We start from the raw sequence: 15,597 nt of genomic DNA, 5'->3' as shown, positions 1-15,597 counted from the left end.
AGCCTAGCGAGAGCGAGGGCGCGTTGTGAATGTGAGGGGTGTGAGCGTGACGGGCGTGGGACCGCTTCGAGATGTAGCCCCGGCGGCCCTGCCGTCGGTGAAGGGGCAGCCGGCGCAAGCGGGAGATGATGCGGGCACGCACGTGCCGCAGGCCGAGCCGCCGCTCACCACGAGCCCCATGCGGGTGGCCTCCTCGGCGACGGCCTCAGCGAGGTCGAGCGAAATGCCCAGGGTGCGTGCCGCCGAGCGGGGGCTGGCGCCCGCGGCCAACTGGGTCATGACGGAATCGAAGATGCCACTCACAGCAGCCTCCCCACCTGGAAGACGAGGATCGCGAGTCCGTAGGCGCTCACCAACTGGGCGCTGGCGGCGGCGGCGGTCCAGCGCAAGCCGTAGAGGCGGCGCTGTTCCGCGAGGGTCGCCATGCACGGCAAGTACGCCAAGACGAAGACCATGAGGGCGAGTGCCGCCGCACCCGCGGCGCCTCCGGACGTGCGCTCGACGGTGGCGCGCAACTGTTGACCCAGGCTCGCGTCCTTCGCGGAGTCCAAGGCGTAGGACTGGGCGAGGGAGGCGATGGTGACCTCCTTGGCGGCGATGCCGGCGACGAGCGAGGCGGAGATTCGCCAGTCGTTAAGGCCCATCGGCGCCAAGGCGGGAGCGACTCCCTGAGCGACGGCGCCGTAGACAGAATCGTTGACGGGGACGGAGGCGATCTCGTGACCACCCCGCACGGGAATGGCCTGCAACGCCCACAGCACCATCACGGCCACGACGATGACGGAACCGGCCTTGCGGATGAACGACGCGATGCGGGTCCAGACGCCCATGCCCAGGGTCTTGAGGTGGGGCAGCTGGTAGTCGGGGAGCGCGATGATGAGCGGCTCCGGCTTGAGGTCGCGCATGACGGTGTGGCGCGCGATGAGGCCCCCGCCGATGACGAGCGCGACGGACGCGACGTACATGCCAAAGACGACGGTGCCCGCCGAGCCAGGGAAGAACGTGTGTGCCAACAGCAGGTACACCGCGAGCCGCGCGGTGCATGAGGTGAGCGGAACGAGCAGTCCGGTGAGCAGCCGCTGACGCGCGTGGGGCAACACGGCGGTGGCCGACAGTGCGGGCACGTTGCATCCGAAGCCGACGATGAGGGGGAGCATCGCGCGACCGTCGAGCCCGAGTGCGCGCATCGCCTTGTCGGCGACGACGGCGACGCGGGCCAGGTAGCCGGTCGACTCGAGGGCTGAGACCGCGGCAAACATGATCGCCATGAGCGGCACGAACGACAAGACGGTGCCTACGCCGGCAAGCACGCCGCCGACGATGAATGACTCGAACCAGGACGGCGAGTTGACGGCTCCGAGCGCCGACGTCACCCAACCGGCGACGGGGCCACTGAAGGTGCGGGCGACGGCGTCTATGAGCGGCGACGCCACCACGGTCGTGAGCTGGAACACCCCCCACACCACGGCGAGGAACGCCGCGGGTCCCACCCACGGGTTGAGGAGCACGCGATCGAGACGGTCGCTCACCGTGGTCCGGGGGTCCGCCGAGGTGGCGGCCGCGTCCGTGATCGTCTCGACCCAATCGAAGAGTTGTTGGGCCTCGGTGAGGTTGTCGGGCAGATCGTCGGCGGCAACGTGCGGGGCGACACCCTTGATGTGGCTCGGGTTCTCGAGGGCCTCGGTGACCGCGGAGGCGAGTTCCTGCAGCCCCTTGCCCGTGCGGCCGTTGACCTCGATCACCGGAACGCCGAGCGCCTGCGACAGCGCCCCCGCGTCCGGCGCGACCTCGCGCGCCTGCGCCAGGTCGAACATCGTCAGGGCGGTGACGACGGGCCTGCCCGCGCGCGCCACCTGACCCAGCAGGTAGAGCGACCGGCTGAGCGCCGTCGCGTCGAGGACCACCACGGCGAGGTCGTGCGAGGTGTCACGCACGGCATCGGCCGCTACCTGTTCGTCGGGCGAGCGGGCGATGAGGCTATAGGTGCCGGGAAGGTCCACCAGGGTGAGGTCGTCGCGTTCCGTTGACCACACGCCCTGGGTGAGATCCACCGTGGTACCAGGGGCGTTGACGACGCGTTGCCGAGCGCGCGTGAGCGCGTTGAACAGGGTCGACTTGCCGACGTTGGGGTTGCCGACCAGCAGGACGCTCGCGGTGCGGGGCACGGTAGCAAGGGTGGCGGTGGTCAGGGTGCCGGCGGCGGCCGTGGCTCTGGCGCCGCGGGTGGGACCGGAGTGGCAGTCTCCCTGCGCGCTCATGCGGCTTCCACGTCGATGAGGGCGGCCGTCGCGCCGTCGATCGCGATGCGTGCGGCGCCAATGGTGATGATGCGTGAGCCCCCAGCGCCGCGTCCAGCCATGCGCACCAGCGCCCCCGGTCGCAGACCCATCTCACGCAACCTCAAGACGGCGCTCGACTCCGTGCTGACGGCGCGCACGTGTGCGGCGACACCTGGACGGAGCGCGCTCAGCAACATGCGTCAAGGATATACGTAAGGCAAGGCTTGCCTAATTACCAAGGTCCCGGGAGGGGCGGCGAGGCGGACGGTGTCCCTGGACGCGGAACGGTCAGGAAGCCGCGTTGGGAACGCGCCCGCTCCACACGTCGATCATCGCCTTGGCGTCGGCCGGGACCTCGCGCGCGTGGCCGACGACGGTCGACTTGGTGAGCCACTGGGGCGGGTAGGCGCCTTGAGCGTCGAGGCCAATGTTGTCGCAAATCCACACGGCACGTGGCACGTGGAACGCCTGGCTCACCATGATGACGCTCGTGGCGCCAAAGGTGTCGCGCGCGTTGATGCACGACGAGTAGGTGTCGACGCCGTGGGGGTCCTCCACGATGGCGTCGGCGGGCACGCCCATGCTCTCGGCGACCTTCCGCATGACGGTCGGCTCCCCAAAGCCGGAACTGTCATTGCCGTCACCACTCATGATGATCCTGTCCACCGTGCCATCCAGGTAGAGCTTCACGCCCACCTCGATGCGCTCGCGAAGAAAGCGAGACGGCCGCCCGTCCGCATAGACGCGGGCGCCAAGCACCACGGCGGCATCGGCGTGCGTGAACGTCGCGTCGGCGGGACGCACCGACGAAGAGGTGCTGATCCGCACGATCGCCCACGGGGTGGCGACAAATGTGGGCACCAGGACGATCGCCGCCGCTACCCACCTGTACTTCGGGTGCAGCCGCATCATCGGAGCGAGTGTCGCCACGCGACCGAGCCGTGGCCGAGCACGCCCACACTGACGCCGCGCATCGTGCGGGCGCGGTCCATCCACGCGGACGTCGGCGAGCCTGGCTCGTCCTCTTCTTCTCGGGCTCCCGCCATCGCGACCACTCCGGCCACGAGGGCCGCCAGCTCGTCATCGTCCAGTGTGCCGCGCACCACCCGCATGGAAGCGGCGGCGGCGACCAGTTCTTCCTGATCGCTCACAGCGGGATGTTTCCGTGCTTCTTGGGGGGTAGCGCGGCGCGCTTGGTGCGTAGCGCGCGCAGCCCGCGCACGATCTGCGCGCGAGTCTCGCTCGGTTCGATCACCGCGTCGACGTAGCCCTTGTCGGCCGCGTCGTACGGGTTCACGATCGCGTCCTCGTATTCGGCCGTGAGGCGAGCGCGCTCGGCCACCGCATCGCCGCCGGCCTCGGTGACGGCCGCGAGGGCGCGTCGCTGCAGGATGTTGACGGCGCCACCCGCACCCATGACCGCGATCTGCGCGGTGGGCCAAGCCAGGTTGATGTCGGCGCCCAACTGTTTGGACGCCATGACGATGTACGCGCCGCCGTAGGCCTTGCGCGTGATGACGGTGATGAGCGGCACGGTCGCCTCTGCGTACGCGTAGATGAGCTTGGCACCGCGGCGAATGATGCCCTGGTGCTCCTGGTCCACGCCGGGCAGGAAGCCTGGCACGTCGACAAACGTCAACACCGGCACGTTGAACGCGTCGCAGGTGCGGACAAAGCGAGCGGCCTTTTCGGCGGCGCTGATGTCCAAGGCGCCGGCCATCGAGAGTGGCTGGTTGGCGACGACGCCCACCGAGTGGCCCTCGACGTGGCCGAATCCCACCACGATGTTGGTAGCGAAGAGCGGCTGCACCTCGAGGAAGTCGCCGTCGTCGAGGACCGCCTCGATGACCCGCTTCATGTCGTAGGGCTGGTTGTCGCTGTCGGGAACCAGCGTGTCGAGCGCGAGGTCGCCCTCGTTTGGCTCCAGGTCCACGTCGACGTCCCACGCGGGGGCATCGGACAGGTTGTTGGATGGCAGGAACGTGAGCAGGTGCTTCACGTAGTCGATCGCGTCGTCCTCGTCCTCGGCCAAGTAGTGCGCCACGCCCGACTTCACGTTGTGGGTCTGGCCGCCGCCAAGTTCCTCGAACGTCACCTCCTCGCCGGTGACGGACTTGATGACGTCGGGGCCGGTGATGAACATTTGCGACGTGCCGTCGGCCATGACGATGAAGTCGGTCAGGGCGGGTGAGTAGACCGCGCCGCCCGCGCTGGGGCCGAGGATGATCGAGATTTGGGGGATGACGCCCGATGCCGCCACGTTGCGACGGAAGATCTCGGCGAACTGCGTGAGTGCGGCGACGCCCTCCTGAATGCGCGCGCCGCCGCCGTCGGAAATGCCGATGAGGGGCACGCCGGTGCGCAACGCGAAGTCCTGCACCTTGGTGATCTTGTGTCCGTGAATCTCGCCGAGCGAGCCGCCAAAGACCGTGAAGTCCTGAGAGTAGACGGCCACTTGGCGTTCGTCGACGGTGCCGTAGCCGGTCACGACGCCATCGCCGTGGGGGCGATTCTTGTCGAGCCCAAAGTTGGTGGAGCGGTGGCGCGTGAGGGCATCGAACTCGACGAATGAGCCCTCGTCGAGCAGCAGCCCGACCCGCTCGCGCGCGCTCTTCTTGCCTCGCGCGTGCTGCCTCTCTTGTGCGGCGGCCTCGGAGACGTCGACTGCTGCATGCATCCGCTCGCGCAGCGCGTCGAGCGCGGCCGCGGTGGACTTGGGGGTGGCGGTGTCGGACACAGTGCTCCCTTGATCAACTCGCAGATAGCCTAGCCGGGTGGACACCTTTAATGCCGACGCCGGCGCCGGCGCCCCTCTTCACTCGGTCGCCGCGTCCAGGGCCGCGCTGACCGCGGACTCACTCGCGTCGCTGACGGGCGAGCATGCTGCGCTCCCGCTGCTGGTGGTCACCAAGGCGTCGCCGTCGACCAACTCGGAGCTTCTCGAGGCCCTGGCCGTGGAGCCCGATGCGTGGCCCCACATGAGCGCGCTTGTTGCGGATCACCAAACTGCGGGGAGGGGACGTGCGGGCCGCGAGTGGCTCACACCCGAGGGTGCCGCGCTGACCGTCAGCTATGTGTTGCGGCCGCGCCTGCCGCGAGAACGGTGGGGGCTCGTTCCGCTCGTCGTGGGTCTCGCCGCAGTGAAGACGATGCGTTCCGTGGGCATCGAAGCGAGCCTCAAGTGGCCGAACGATGTGGTGGTGAACTGCGCTGACGAGACCGAGGGCGGTGTCAAAGGCGACATTGCGGGATGGGGCTCGATGCGCAAGATCGCAGGCATCCTGTGCGAGGTCTACGAGGACGCCGTGGTGGCGGGCATCGGCGTCAACGTCTCGCAGACGCGAGCGGAGCTTCCGGTGCCCCACGCGACCTCGATGGCCATGGTGGGGGTCAGGCTGCTCGACAGGGCGCTCCTGCTCGACGCGTTGTCGCGGCAACTGGCCGCCGAGATCAACAGCGCCGAGGCGGACCCCGATGCGTTCGTGGCGGAGCTGGCCTCCGTGACGTGCACTCTTGGTCGCCAGGTGCTGGTGGAGCGTACGGGCGCCTCGCCCCTCACCGGTGTAGCCGAGGGCATCGGCGCCGATGGCTCGCTCACCGTGCGTACAGCCGCGGGAGAGGCGGTCGCGGTCACGGCAGGCGACGTGCGGTTGCGCGGGGCAACGTGAGCATGAGCGAGCCGGCCTGGCGCACGTGGATCGCTCTTGGGCTCGCTGAGGTGCTCTTCGCGGTCACGTACACGGCGTGCGCTTGGCTTGCGATGGCACTTCCCGCCACGGACACGCGCGACGGCTGGGCGGCTCTCGCGTTGTTCGCGATGCTGCTCGTGGTGGGCGTCTTCGCCGTCCTCGTGGGAATACCGATCGGCGTGCACACCGTGGGCAGGCTGACGGCCAAGTGGGTGGCGGGGAGGTCATCTCTTCGCGCGTCCTCCGCTCACCTCGTGATGGGCCTAGGCATGGGCGCGGTGGTGGCGGCGATGATGATCCACGTGTCCCCGATGGAACCGGCCGTGGCCGTCATCGCGTTTGTCGTCCCCGTTGGTCTCGTGGCGCTCGGGACAAACTTGCTCATGCCGCTCGCCATGCGCCACAGGTGGATCAGGATCACCTCGTGGGCGCTTGCGGCCGTCCTCTGGGGCTTGACCCTTGTGTTTGTTGCCAGCCTGGTGGCCGGGAACCTCTAGACCGCCTGGATCCTGTCGATCGGTTGTTCCGAGTTGGTCGGCGTCAACCTCGTGGCAGCGCAACCCGCGCGCTAATGTGTGGTGACCGGCGCCGCAGGGCGCCTTCGCGGTGCGGCGGGGCACGATGCGCTGTGGATCTTTGGGGGAATCCATGAATGGGGACGACATCCGCTTGGGTCAGACTGCGGTGGCAACGTGAGCGCGAGCGAGGAGACCAAGCGCGCGTGGGTGGCGCTTGGCATTGCCGAGGTGGCCTTCGCGATCTTGAGCCCGGTCGGCGGTCTCGTGGCGATACTCGTGAGCGGGCCCGAATCCAGAGACGAATGGATGCCGTTGTCGCTGCTCGTGGCGATCGTCATGGTCACCGGAGCATCGCTGTTAGTTGGCTTGCCGGTCGCGGTCCATACGGTGGGCAGGCTCACCGAGCGCCTCACTCGCACGTGGCGGCCCCTCGGCGCCGGGCTGATTCACCTGGTCGTGGGTCTCGGCTTGGGCGTGTTGGTTGCGGTCCCGCTGGTGGTGTGGGCCCCCATCGAGCCGTTGGCCGCGGTCATTGCGTTCGTTCTACCGGGGGGCCTTGCCGCATGGGTGACGCGCGCCCTGGTTCCCGTGGCCGTGCGGCACCGCTGGGTCGCGATTGTGGCGTGGGCGCTCGCGGCGCTCGCCTTCGTGGCGAGCGTGCCGCTGCTGTTGGTGACCGTGTGGGGCATCGGCTAGACCCTGTCGATTAGCTCTTCCGAGTTGTTGCGCACGTTGCCAACGGCCTTGCCCACCTCGTGCCACTCGAGCTCGGGAGCGTCGTCCGCCGCCGCGGCCAGCAGCTCGTCGGGAGTCGATGCGCGGTCCAGCCAGGTCTTCCACGCATCGGGCCGCATCATCACGGGCTGCCGGTCGTGGATCGCCGCCATCTCGCCGCATGCCGCCGTGGTGACGATCGCACACGAGATGAGCCACTCGTCGCCGGGGGTGCGGCGCCACGCCTCCACCAGACCGGCGAAGGCCAAGGGCGCATCGTTCGCGGGGTGGATGTAGAAGGGGGTCTTGCCCTCGGCGGTCGTGCGCCATTCGTAGTAGCCGCTCGCGGGGACGATGCAGCGGTGCTTGGCAAACGCCGTGCGGAACGAGGGCTTCTCGCGGACGGTCTCGACCCGGGCATTGATCATGCGGGGGCCAATTGACGGGTCCTTTGCCCACGAAGGAACGAGCCCCCACGCGGCGACGCCGAGCGTCCGCCCCTCGTCCGAGGGTCGAATCACTCGAACCAATTGGGTGGGAGCGACATTGAATGAAGGAGGCAGGAGTCGCTTGTCATTTGCAGTGACCGCCAACGAAAAGGCGTCCGCCAGGTCCTGGTCGGAGAGGAAGTCAGCGTAGCGGCCGCACATGAGTCCATTGTGGGCGATTTGTGACAAACGCCACGCACCATACGCGCATGGTCGAACCGGTTGACGGGTCTTCGGTCATGTGATGTCCGCCACTCGTCCTTAACAGGCGATTGCGCGCCCTCGAACACCAATGGGGGCGGACAAAAACGGACATCGACCCCCGCGTGTGAGGCGTTCCACAGAGCACTTCTCTGGCCCTCAGCGGGGCACGGTGTCCTATTCGGGGGGATGAACGGTGTCATCGTTGAGGCATCGGCACCACGGAAAAGGCAACAGATCCCACGGAAGGGAGAACGCTCATGGCCGTCCCCATTACCCTTTCGGTCATCCAGCCGCTCGCCACGCGGGCCTGGGCGACAGCGATCAGTTACGTCGTCATCTACGGTGTTTCCTTCGCCTTCCTGGCACCGCCAGCAACTCAGCTCGCAATGCACGGATACGCGGGTTATGAGTCTCAGACCGCCACCTTCGCGCTCCTGCTCATGGCGGCACTCACCGTCACCTTTGGTGCGGGCGCCTTCGCGTACAGCGTGGGATGGCGCGTCGAGTCTGATCTGCGCAAGCGCAAGACCACGCCGCGCCGCGCCTCCATAGAGTTCGTCGGCTTTGGCGCCCTTCTGACCCTGTCGACCGCGGCCATCTTTCTCGTGGTCGTGGGCGGCACAAGCGGCATCACCGCCTCGCTCGTTGGCGCGGCGGTTCTCGCCCTCGTGCTTCCCGGCCTCGCGGCCGCAGTGTTCACTCGCTCGGTCGTCGATCACGTCGCCGCAGCCAAGCGCGAACTGTTCGCCACGTCGCTCAGCGCGCTCGCGGTCATCGTGCTCACCAACTACTTGATTGTCGGCTCCCTTCCAGCTTTAGCCGACCTGCCTCAGCTCTTCGGACTGAAGTAGTCCCTCCACCGGCGTTTCCGCCCGATCCGCCGGTGGGGTTTCCCTACAGCGGCCACTTCGCCCGAGGTGGCCGCTGTAGGCATTTCTGAGGCTTCCGCATCGGTCCCTCGCCACATGAGGCCAGGGGCAACGACGCCGACGTCTCGCCCTGGGTCGGCCGAGCGCCTACGGTGGAGGCATGGATGACGCCGGGAAGGGCCTCGATCGCACCGATGTCGACTGGTTCAAGTCGGCGGTCTTCTACGAAGTGCTAATCCGATCGTTCCGCGACTCGTCGGGGGACGGCGTGGGCGACCTGCGGGGCCTCACCGAGAAGCTCGACTACCTCGAATGGCTCGGGGTGGACTGCCTGTGGCTGCCGCCGTTCTTCCCGTCGCCGCTCAAGGACGGCGGCTACGACGTCGCGGACTACACGGCCGTCGCCGCCGACATCGGCACTATGGCCGACTTCCAGAACTTCCTCGATGACGCCCATTCCCGCGGCATCCGGGTGGTCATTGACGTCGTCATGAACCACACCTCGGATCAGCACCCTTGGTTCCAGTCCTCTCGCAGCGATCCGGATGGGCCGTACGGCGACTTCTATGTCTGGAACGACACTGACGAGCCCTACGCGGACGCCCGCGTGATCTTCGTCGACACCGAGCCCTCCAACTGGACCTGGGATCCGGTGCGCCAGCAGTACTTCTGGCACCGCTTCTACAGCCACCAGCCCGACCTCAACTTCGAGAACCCCGCCGTACACCAGGCGATGCTCGACGCGCTGAAGTTCTGGCTCGACGTAGGGGTCGACGGGTTCCGACTGGATGCGGTCCCCTACCTGTACGAGGAGGAGGGCACCAACGGCGAGAACCTCGCGCGCACGCATCAGTTCCTCAAGAAGGTCCGCACATACGTGGACGAGAACTACCCGGGCCGCGTGCTGCTCGCCGAGGCGAATCAGTGGCCGGCGGACGTCGTCGACTACTTTGGCGATCCCGCCGTCGGGGGCGACGAGTGCCATATGTGTTTCCACTTCCCTGTGATGCCGCGCATCTTCATGGGGGTTCGGCGCGAATCGCGCTATCCCATCAGCGAGATCCTCGCCCAGACGCCCGCGATTCCCGAGCACTGCCAGTGGGGCATCTTCCTGCGCAATCACGATGAGCTCACCCTCGAGATGGTGACCGACGAGGATCGCGACTACATGTGGAAGGAGTACGCGACCGACCCGCGCATGAAGGCCAACATCGGCATCCGGCGTCGTCTCGCCCCCCTGCTCGACAACGACACGAATCAGATGGAGTTGTTCTCGGCGCTTCTGCTCAGCCTGCCGGGCTCGCCGGTGCTCTACTACGGCGACGAGATCGGGATGGGCGACAACATCTGGCTCGGCGACCGTGACGGCGTGCGCACCCCGATGCAATGGACCCCTGACCGCAACGCGGGCTTCTCGCAGGCCACCCCGGGCAAGTTGACGCTGCCGGTGGTGATGGACCCGGTCTTCGGCTTCCAGGCGATCAACGTGGAGGCGCAGCAGGCGAGCAACTCCTCGCTGCTGCAGTGGACGCGCCGCATGATTCAGGCGCGTCGCCAGCACTCCGCGTTCGGCCGCGGCACCTTCTTCGACCTCGGCGGGTCCAACCCGTCGGTGTTCTCGTACCTGCGCGAGGACGGGGACGACGTGATGATCTGCGTCAACAACCTCTCCCGCTTCCCGCAACCCGTCGAGCTCGACCTGCACCAGTTCAGCGGGTCGCACCTCGTCGAGATGCTGGGGGGCGTCGAGTTTCCCGCCATTGGCGAACTCCCTTACCTGCTGACCCTGGCCGGATACGGGTTTTACTGGTTCCGGATAGCCCGGCCGGCTCTGACGGAAGGATCGGTCGCATGAGTGAGTGGACAGAACGCCCGGAACTGAGCGCCTACCTGGCCAGGCAGCGCTGGTTCGGCCAGGGCGAAGGGGAGGTCGCGATCACCGAGGTGCGCGAACTGGAGTGGCTGAGTGATCCGGCCGAGGGGCTGGGCGTGCGCTTCGAGCTGGTGCTCGCAGGGTCGCTATTCAATGTGCCGCTGTCCTACCGGCGGCAGCCTCGTGAGGACCTCTCGTACGGTTTCATCGGTGCGGCGGCTCTCGGCGGCGAGGTGTTCTACGTGTACGACGCCCTGCACGACCCGGAGGCTCGCGGCATCCTCGTGCGCGGTTTCATCGACGGAGTCGACACTCCCGCCGACATCGAATACTCCCGGCTCGAGGGCTTCTGTCTCGAGGCCGAGGGCGACAGTGTGCTGCTGTCTGCGGAGCAGAGCAACACTTCGGTGATCGTGGGCGATGCCCTGATCAAGTTCTTCCGCAAGCTCGCTCCCGGGCGCAACCCCGACATCGAGATCCAGGCGGGGCTCACCCTGCTGGGGTCCGAGCAGATCTCGCCGCTCCTCGGATGGATCAGCAGCGGCGACATCGACCTCGCGATGATCGGGGTGTTCCAGCGGACGGCGACCGACGGGTGGGACTCCGCCAGGGCGAGCGTCCGTGCCCTACAGGACGACGCGGTGCGCGCACGGGAGGCCGGCGGCGACTTCGCCGCGGAGAGCGAACGCCTCGGCGAGACGCTCGCCCTTGTGCACGAGGAGATGCGGGAGACCCTCCCGACCGCGAGCTGGGGCCCCGAAGACGTCGCCGCGCTCGTCGGGCGCCTGAACGAGCGCCTGGATGCGGCGGTCGCGATGCACGACGCGGTCGGGACCTATGCGGACCGTGTGCGTGCGGCGTATGCGGCCGTCGATTCCGGTGTGCCTATTCCGGTGCAGCGGGTGCACGGCGACTTCCACCTCGGCCAGACGCTGCGCACCACATCGGGGTGGAAGATCATCGACTTCGAGGGCGAACCAGCGCAGCCGCTCAGGGATCGCGTGCGGCTCGACTCCGTCGACCGCGACCTCGCCGGCATGCTTCGCTCCTTGGACTACGCGGCGCACTCCGTCACGATCGCGTTGGGCGAGGAGAACAACGAGTACGTCGACGACTGGGTGCGGCGCAATCGGGTCGCGTTCCTGGACGGCTACGGGTACGAGGTGTCGGAATCGTCGGCGGCCCTGCTGCGCGCCTACGAGATCGATAAGGCCCTCTACGAGGTGGTTTACGAGTCGAACTACCGGCCTGACTGGGTGCAAATCCCGTTGCGCGCGCTGGAGCGGCTGCTCTGACGATCTAACTCGTCGCGCCGCCACGGTCGCGTCCCTGCTCCCCGTTCTGGAGTGCCCCCAGGGGGCCTATGTGTCAGGGGCGGTCGTCTTGATCGTCGTCGTTCGCGAGATACACGATGGACGTCTCCAGCCATACGAGATTGACCCACCCCGACCTATGTAGGTTAGCCTTACCTAGCTTTCCAGCAGAGGAGTTGTTGTGGGCCTGTCGAAGACGTTGCTGCTGGGGTTGATCGCTGGGGGGACGATCTTGCTGGGCTTGCCCGTGGGGCGGATGCGTCGCCCGGCGGCGAGTTTGCGGGCGCTGCTGAACGCGGTCGCGATCGGGATCTTGTTGTTTCTGGTGTGGGATGTGCTCACTCACGCGTGGGAGCCGGTCGACTCGGCGTTGAGCAACGTGCACGCACATTCGGGGGGGATGGGCCCTGTCTTCGGCTACGGCAGTCTGTTCGCCGGAGGGCTTATCGGCGGAATGTTGTCCCTGGTCTTCTACGAACGGTGGATGAGCCGCCTGTCTGGCACGCCTGCAGCGTCAGCCGAGCGTGCAGACCGGCGGGGTCCGGGCGCGATGGCCGTCGGTGAGTTGAAGGCGACCCGGTGGAACGTCGCGTCATGGTCGCAGGCTCGCCGGTTGGCCTTGCTGATCGCAGTGGGGATCGGCTTGCACAACTTCGCCGAAGGCCTGGCCATCGGGCAGTCCGCGGCCAGCAATGAGGTCGCGTTGGCTACTTTGCTGGTCATCGGCTTCGGGTTGCACAACGCCACCGAGGGCTTCGGCATCGTCGCGCCCTTGGCTGGAGAGACCGACGACGAGGGCGAGGCGGTCCGTCCGAGTTGGCGGTTCCTGCTCGCGCTCGCGGCGATCGGCGGGGGCCCGACGTTCGTGGGCACCGTGATCGGGCACGGCTTCACCAGTGCTGCGGTCAGCGTGGTGTTCCTAACGCTCGCCGCGGGGTCAATCCTCTACGTCGTCATCCAGCTGCTCGGGGTCGCCGCCAAGACCCGCAAGCCCGAGTTGCTTGCCTACGGCCTGCTCATCGGACTGATCGCCGGCTTCGCGACCGACGCGATCGTGACCGCAGCGGGCGCATAGACCAAGCGCACAAGATGCTCGCGCGGACGGGAACTATAGGGTCAAGGCATGTCTGTTGCACTCATCACTGGCGCTGCACGCGCGAATAGCATCGCCGCCGGCGTCGTGCCGCAGTTGACGGCCGACGGGTGGACCGTCATCACGAGCGACCTTGTTGATGCGGATTACCCCGCCGATTTGTCTACGCCGACGGCCGCGGACGAGTTGATTTCGGCTGTCGCTGGCGACCACGGCCCCATCGGCGCACTGATCCTCAGCCACGCCCACGACATCGAATCCGGAATTCTCAACACGACCGCCGAGAGCTTCGATGCGCACATCGCCGTGAATGCACGCGCCAGCCTTCTGCTCATCGCCGCCTTCGCCAGGCAGGTGCCCGACACGGGCGGCGCAATAGTGGCGCTCACCAGCGACCACACCACGGGGAACCTTCCCTATGGCGCCTCAAAGGGAGCGCTTGACCGCATCGTGATCTCGGCGGCGCGAGAGCTGGGACCGCTGGGCATCTCAGCCAACGCGCTCAACCCTGGTCCGGTCGACACGGGGTGGATGGATGACGCGCTTCGTGAAGGACTCACTGCGCAGCACCCACTCGGCCGTCTCGGCACTCCGACCGACATCGGCAGCATCGTGGCCTTCCTCGTTTCGCCGGCAGGGCGTTGGTTCTCCGGCCAACTCCTCCACTCTGACGGCGGCTTCCCTGCACGCTTCTGAGTGTGCGGAACGCTCTGCGCTCGGTCCCTGAGTAGCGCCACCCCGAGGCCGAAACCGCCTCCTGCGCGCTTGGCACCGGTGGGCTTGTCTGGGAGTTGTCCACAACTCACCGGGCGCGAATTGGCAGAACCCTCTAGTCTCCTGACCATGAGTGCAGAGGCGGCCACTGCGATTGAATCGCAGGTACGGGAGCTCATTCGCAAGAGGGGTGTCGATCCCGTGCGCGATGTGGGGGCCGTGCGGACGATGGTTGACGACGCGCTGGCCTCGTGGGAGCAGCGGGCGCTCGCGGGCGCCGTGGCGCCTTACGACGACCGCCTCACAGTAGCCAAGTCGGTGCTCGACAACGTCGCGGGCCTGGGCCCACTCCAGGCCTACTTGGATGATCCCGAGATCGAGGAGATCTGGATCAACGACCCGGCGCAGGTCTACGTCGCCAGAAGGGGCGAAGCGGAACTCACCTCGACGATTCTCACGGCCGCGCAGGTGCGCGATCTCGTGGAGCACATGCTCAAACTGTCGGGACGCAGGCTGGACCTGTCGAGCCCCTTCGTGGATGCCTCGCTCCCGGGTGGCGAGAGGCTCCACGCCGTCATCCCAGACGTGACGCGTGAGCACTGGTCCGTCAATATCCGCAAGTACGTGACGCGCGCCAACCACCTGAGCGACCTCGTGGCGCTCGGGTCGCTCACACAGCAAGCGGCCGAGTTCCTGGGCGCGGCGGTGGCCTCGGGCCTCAACGTGCTCGTGTCGGGAGGTACGCAAGCCGGTAAGACAACATTTCTCAATGCGTTGTCGGGGAGCATTCCTCCGCGTGAGCGGGTCATCACGTGCGAGGAGGTGTTTGAGCTCAAGATCCCGTTGCGTGACGTCGTCGGGCTGCAGTGCAGGCAGCCTTCGCTCGAGGGCACCGGCGAGATTCCCCTGCGCAGGCTCGTCAAAGAGGCGCTGCGCATGCGACCCAACCGCATCATCATTGGCGAGGTGCGAGAGGCCGAGTCTCTCGACATGCTCGTGGCACTCAACGCAGGCGTGCCGGGCATGTGCACCATCCACGCGAACTCCGCCCGCGACGCCATCACGAAGATGTGCACCTTGCCCCTGCTTGCCGGCGAAAACGTGTCGGACCGCTTCGTGGTGCCGACAGTCGCCTCCGCCATCGACTTGGTGGTTCATCTCCACGTGGATGCGCGCGGGCGCCGCCGCCTGCGCGAGATCGCCGGGGTCTCCGGACGCGTCGAGCAGGGGGTCATCGAGGTGAGCGACCTGTTCCACAGGGTGGGTGACACGTTGGTCAGGGGAGACGGCTTTCCGCCCGAGGAGGAGCGCTTTGCTCGTGCTGGGTACCGGCTGTCCGACCTGTTGGCGAGGCAGTCATGAGCGCCGTTCTCGGCCTCACGTTGGGCGTGGGCCTCTTGCTGGTGTGGATGTCATTCTGGCCTGGGCAAGATGGCGGGGGGCGGTCGAAGAGCGGGTGGTACGAGCGAACCCAGGACCAACTCATCCGTGCGGGGGCCCCAGGGGTCACACCGTGGGCGCTCGTGGGGACCTCAATCGCCGTGGGTCTCTTGGTAGCGCTCTTCGCGACGGGAACGTCCGGGTCGCCCGTCATCGGCCTCGCATTTGCCGCCATCTCGGCCCGCGGACCCTTCGCCCTTGTCGCCGCGCGCGCGACCAAGAGACAGGCATCAATGCGCGACATATGGCCTGAGGCGGTTGATCACCTGGCATCCGGCATTCGTGCCGGGCTGTCGCTGCCAGAGGCGCTGAGCCAGCTTGGCGAGCGGGGCCCGGAGCAGTTGCGCGAACCGTTTACGGCGTTCGCCGAGGACTTCAGGGCCTCCGGACGGTTCGGCGATTG

The 15,597-nt window shown here is 67.3% G+C and carries 17 protein-coding genes; 10 read left to right on the top strand and 7 right to left on the bottom strand.

What is annotated here, in order from left to right; genetic code table 11:
* Nucleotides 1–3: 3 nt before the first annotated feature.
* From BKA03_RS00085 to BKA03_RS00060, 6 genes are all read right to left on the bottom strand, one after another.
* Nucleotides 4–303, bottom strand: a complete 300-nt coding sequence (locus tag BKA03_RS00085) for a hypothetical protein (RefSeq protein WP_062075603.1) — start codon at nucleotides 301–303, stop codon at nucleotides 4–6.
* The gene (gene feoB, locus BKA03_RS00080) at nucleotides 300–2,258 is read right to left on the bottom strand and encodes a ferrous iron transporter B (RefSeq protein ID WP_083971800.1); all 1,959 of its coding nucleotides are present in this window, start codon (nucleotides 2,256–2,258) and stop codon (nucleotides 300–302) included. Before feoB ends, BKA03_RS00085 begins: the two co-directional genes overlap by 4 nt.
* Nucleotides 2,255–2,476, bottom strand: coding sequence for a FeoA family protein (locus BKA03_RS00075; protein ID WP_083971798.1), 222 nt, complete (start codon nucleotides 2,474–2,476; stop codon nucleotides 2,255–2,257). The genes feoB and BKA03_RS00075 overlap by 4 nt, the downstream gene beginning before the upstream one ends.
* Nucleotides 2,477–2,567: 91 nt before the next feature.
* On the bottom strand, nucleotides 2,568–3,191 hold the full coding sequence (locus BKA03_RS00070; protein ID WP_062075602.1) for a SanA/YdcF family protein: 624 nt from the start codon (nucleotides 3,189–3,191) through the stop codon (nucleotides 2,568–2,570).
* Nucleotides 3,188–3,430, bottom strand: a complete 243-nt coding sequence (locus tag BKA03_RS00065; RefSeq protein WP_238579442.1) for an acyl-CoA carboxylase subunit epsilon — start codon at nucleotides 3,428–3,430, stop codon at nucleotides 3,188–3,190. Before BKA03_RS00065 ends, BKA03_RS00070 begins: the two co-directional genes overlap by 4 nt.
* The gene (locus tag BKA03_RS00060) at nucleotides 3,427–4,956 is read right to left on the bottom strand and encodes an acyl-CoA carboxylase subunit beta (protein ID WP_152649604.1); all 1,530 of its coding nucleotides are present in this window, start codon (nucleotides 4,954–4,956) and stop codon (nucleotides 3,427–3,429) included. Before BKA03_RS00060 ends, BKA03_RS00065 begins: the two co-directional genes overlap by 4 nt.
* Nucleotides 4,957–5,053: 97 nt before the next feature.
* On the opposite strand from BKA03_RS00060, the gene BKA03_RS00055 reads away from it, so the two are divergent.
* The 3 genes from BKA03_RS00055 to BKA03_RS00045 all read left to right on the top strand — a co-directional run bounded on the left by BKA03_RS00055 (nucleotide 5,054) and on the right by BKA03_RS00045 (nucleotide 7,182).
* Nucleotides 5,054–5,947, top strand: a complete 894-nt coding sequence (locus tag BKA03_RS00055; protein ID WP_062075600.1) for a biotin--[acetyl-CoA-carboxylase] ligase — start codon at nucleotides 5,054–5,056, stop codon at nucleotides 5,945–5,947.
* Nucleotides 5,948–5,949: 2 nt separating this feature from the next.
* Nucleotides 5,950–6,465 carry a hypothetical protein gene (locus BKA03_RS00050; protein ID WP_062075599.1) on the top strand — a complete coding sequence of 172 codons (516 nt, stop codon included), beginning with the start codon at nucleotides 5,950–5,952 and terminating at the stop codon, nucleotides 6,463–6,465.
* 195 nt (nucleotides 6,466–6,660) lie between these two features.
* The gene (locus BKA03_RS00045; RefSeq protein WP_152649598.1) at nucleotides 6,661–7,182 is read left to right on the top strand and encodes a hypothetical protein; all 522 of its coding nucleotides are present in this window, start codon (nucleotides 6,661–6,663) and stop codon (nucleotides 7,180–7,182) included.
* On the opposite strand, the gene BKA03_RS00040 is transcribed toward BKA03_RS00045, so the two are convergent.
* Nucleotides 7,179–7,850: an SOS response-associated peptidase gene (locus BKA03_RS00040; RefSeq protein ID WP_062075597.1), complete on the bottom strand. Its 672-nt coding sequence runs from the start codon at nucleotides 7,848–7,850 to the stop codon at nucleotides 7,179–7,181. The genes BKA03_RS00045 and BKA03_RS00040 overlap by 4 nt on opposite strands.
* A 299-nt stretch (nucleotides 7,851–8,149) precedes the next feature.
* On the opposite strand from BKA03_RS00040, the gene BKA03_RS00035 reads away from it, so the two are divergent.
* The 7 genes from BKA03_RS00035 to BKA03_RS00005 all read left to right on the top strand — a co-directional run.
* Entirely contained in the window at nucleotides 8,150–8,743 is a 594-nt protein-coding gene (locus BKA03_RS00035; protein WP_062075596.1) for a hypothetical protein, read from the top strand.
* Nucleotides 8,744–8,921: 178 nt separating this feature from the next.
* The gene (gene treS, locus BKA03_RS00030; RefSeq protein ID WP_062075595.1) at nucleotides 8,922–10,616 is read left to right on the top strand and encodes a maltose alpha-D-glucosyltransferase; all 1,695 of its coding nucleotides are present in this window, start codon (nucleotides 8,922–8,924) and stop codon (nucleotides 10,614–10,616) included.
* Complete coding sequence (locus BKA03_RS00025; protein ID WP_062075594.1) at nucleotides 10,613–11,929, top strand: maltokinase N-terminal cap-like domain-containing protein; 1,317 nt, start codon at nucleotides 10,613–10,615, stop codon at nucleotides 11,927–11,929. The genes treS and BKA03_RS00025 overlap by 4 nt, the downstream gene beginning before the upstream one ends.
* 199 nt (nucleotides 11,930–12,128) lie before the next feature.
* Entirely contained in the window at nucleotides 12,129–13,022 is an 894-nt protein-coding gene (locus BKA03_RS00020; RefSeq protein ID WP_062075593.1) for a ZIP family metal transporter, read from the top strand.
* Between the two features lie 48 nt (nucleotides 13,023–13,070).
* Entirely contained in the window at nucleotides 13,071–13,736 is a 666-nt protein-coding gene (locus tag BKA03_RS00015; protein WP_062075592.1) for an SDR family oxidoreductase, read from the top strand.
* 147 nt (nucleotides 13,737–13,883) lie between these two features.
* Nucleotides 13,884–15,116 (top strand): TadA family conjugal transfer-associated ATPase, encoded by a 1,233-nt coding sequence (locus BKA03_RS00010; protein WP_062075591.1) that lies wholly within the window; start codon nucleotides 13,884–13,886, stop codon nucleotides 15,114–15,116.
* Nucleotides 15,113–15,597: type II secretion system F family protein (locus BKA03_RS00005; protein WP_373366726.1), on the top strand; the 485-nt coding region annotated here is incomplete at its 3' end. The genes BKA03_RS00010 and BKA03_RS00005, both read left to right, overlap by 4 nt.

The organism is Demequina lutea, from assembly GCF_013409005.1.
Lineage (GTDB): Bacteria > Actinomycetota > Actinomycetes > Actinomycetales > Demequinaceae > Demequina > Demequina lutea.
The sequence above is the reverse complement of the archived record's forward strand: the minus strand, read 5'-3'. Positions and strand labels throughout refer to the sequence as shown.

Excerpts from the sequence above, each read along its gene's own strand:
- feoB (WP_083971800.1), bottom strand. The coding sequence starts at position 2,258 with ATGAGCGCGCAGGGAGACTGCCACTCCGGTCCCACCCGCGGCGCCAGA.
- BKA03_RS00075 (WP_083971798.1), bottom strand. The coding sequence starts at position 2,476 with ATGTTGCTGAGCGCGCTCCGTCCAGGTGTCGCCGCACACGTGCGCGCC.
- BKA03_RS00070 (WP_062075602.1), bottom strand. The coding sequence starts at position 3,191 with ATGATGCGGCTGCACCCGAAGTACAGGTGGGTAGCGGCGGCGATCGTC.
- BKA03_RS00060 (WP_152649604.1), bottom strand. The coding sequence starts at position 4,956 with ATGCATGCAGCAGTCGACGTCTCCGAGGCCGCCGCACAAGAGAGGCAG.
- BKA03_RS00050 (WP_062075599.1), top strand. The coding sequence starts at position 5,950 with ATGAGCGAGCCGGCCTGGCGCACGTGGATCGCTCTTGGGCTCGCTGAG.
- BKA03_RS00040 (WP_062075597.1), bottom strand. The coding sequence starts at position 7,850 with ATGTGCGGCCGCTACGCTGACTTCCTCTCCGACCAGGACCTGGCGGAC.
- BKA03_RS00035 (WP_062075596.1), top strand. The coding sequence starts at position 8,150 with ATGGCCGTCCCCATTACCCTTTCGGTCATCCAGCCGCTCGCCACGCGG.
- treS (WP_062075595.1), top strand. The coding sequence starts at position 8,922 with ATGGATGACGCCGGGAAGGGCCTCGATCGCACCGATGTCGACTGGTTC.
- BKA03_RS00025 (WP_062075594.1), top strand. The coding sequence starts at position 10,613 with ATGAGTGAGTGGACAGAACGCCCGGAACTGAGCGCCTACCTGGCCAGG.
- BKA03_RS00015 (WP_062075592.1), top strand. The coding sequence starts at position 13,071 with ATGTCTGTTGCACTCATCACTGGCGCTGCACGCGCGAATAGCATCGCC.
- BKA03_RS00010 (WP_062075591.1), top strand. The coding sequence starts at position 13,884 with ATGAGTGCAGAGGCGGCCACTGCGATTGAATCGCAGGTACGGGAGCTC.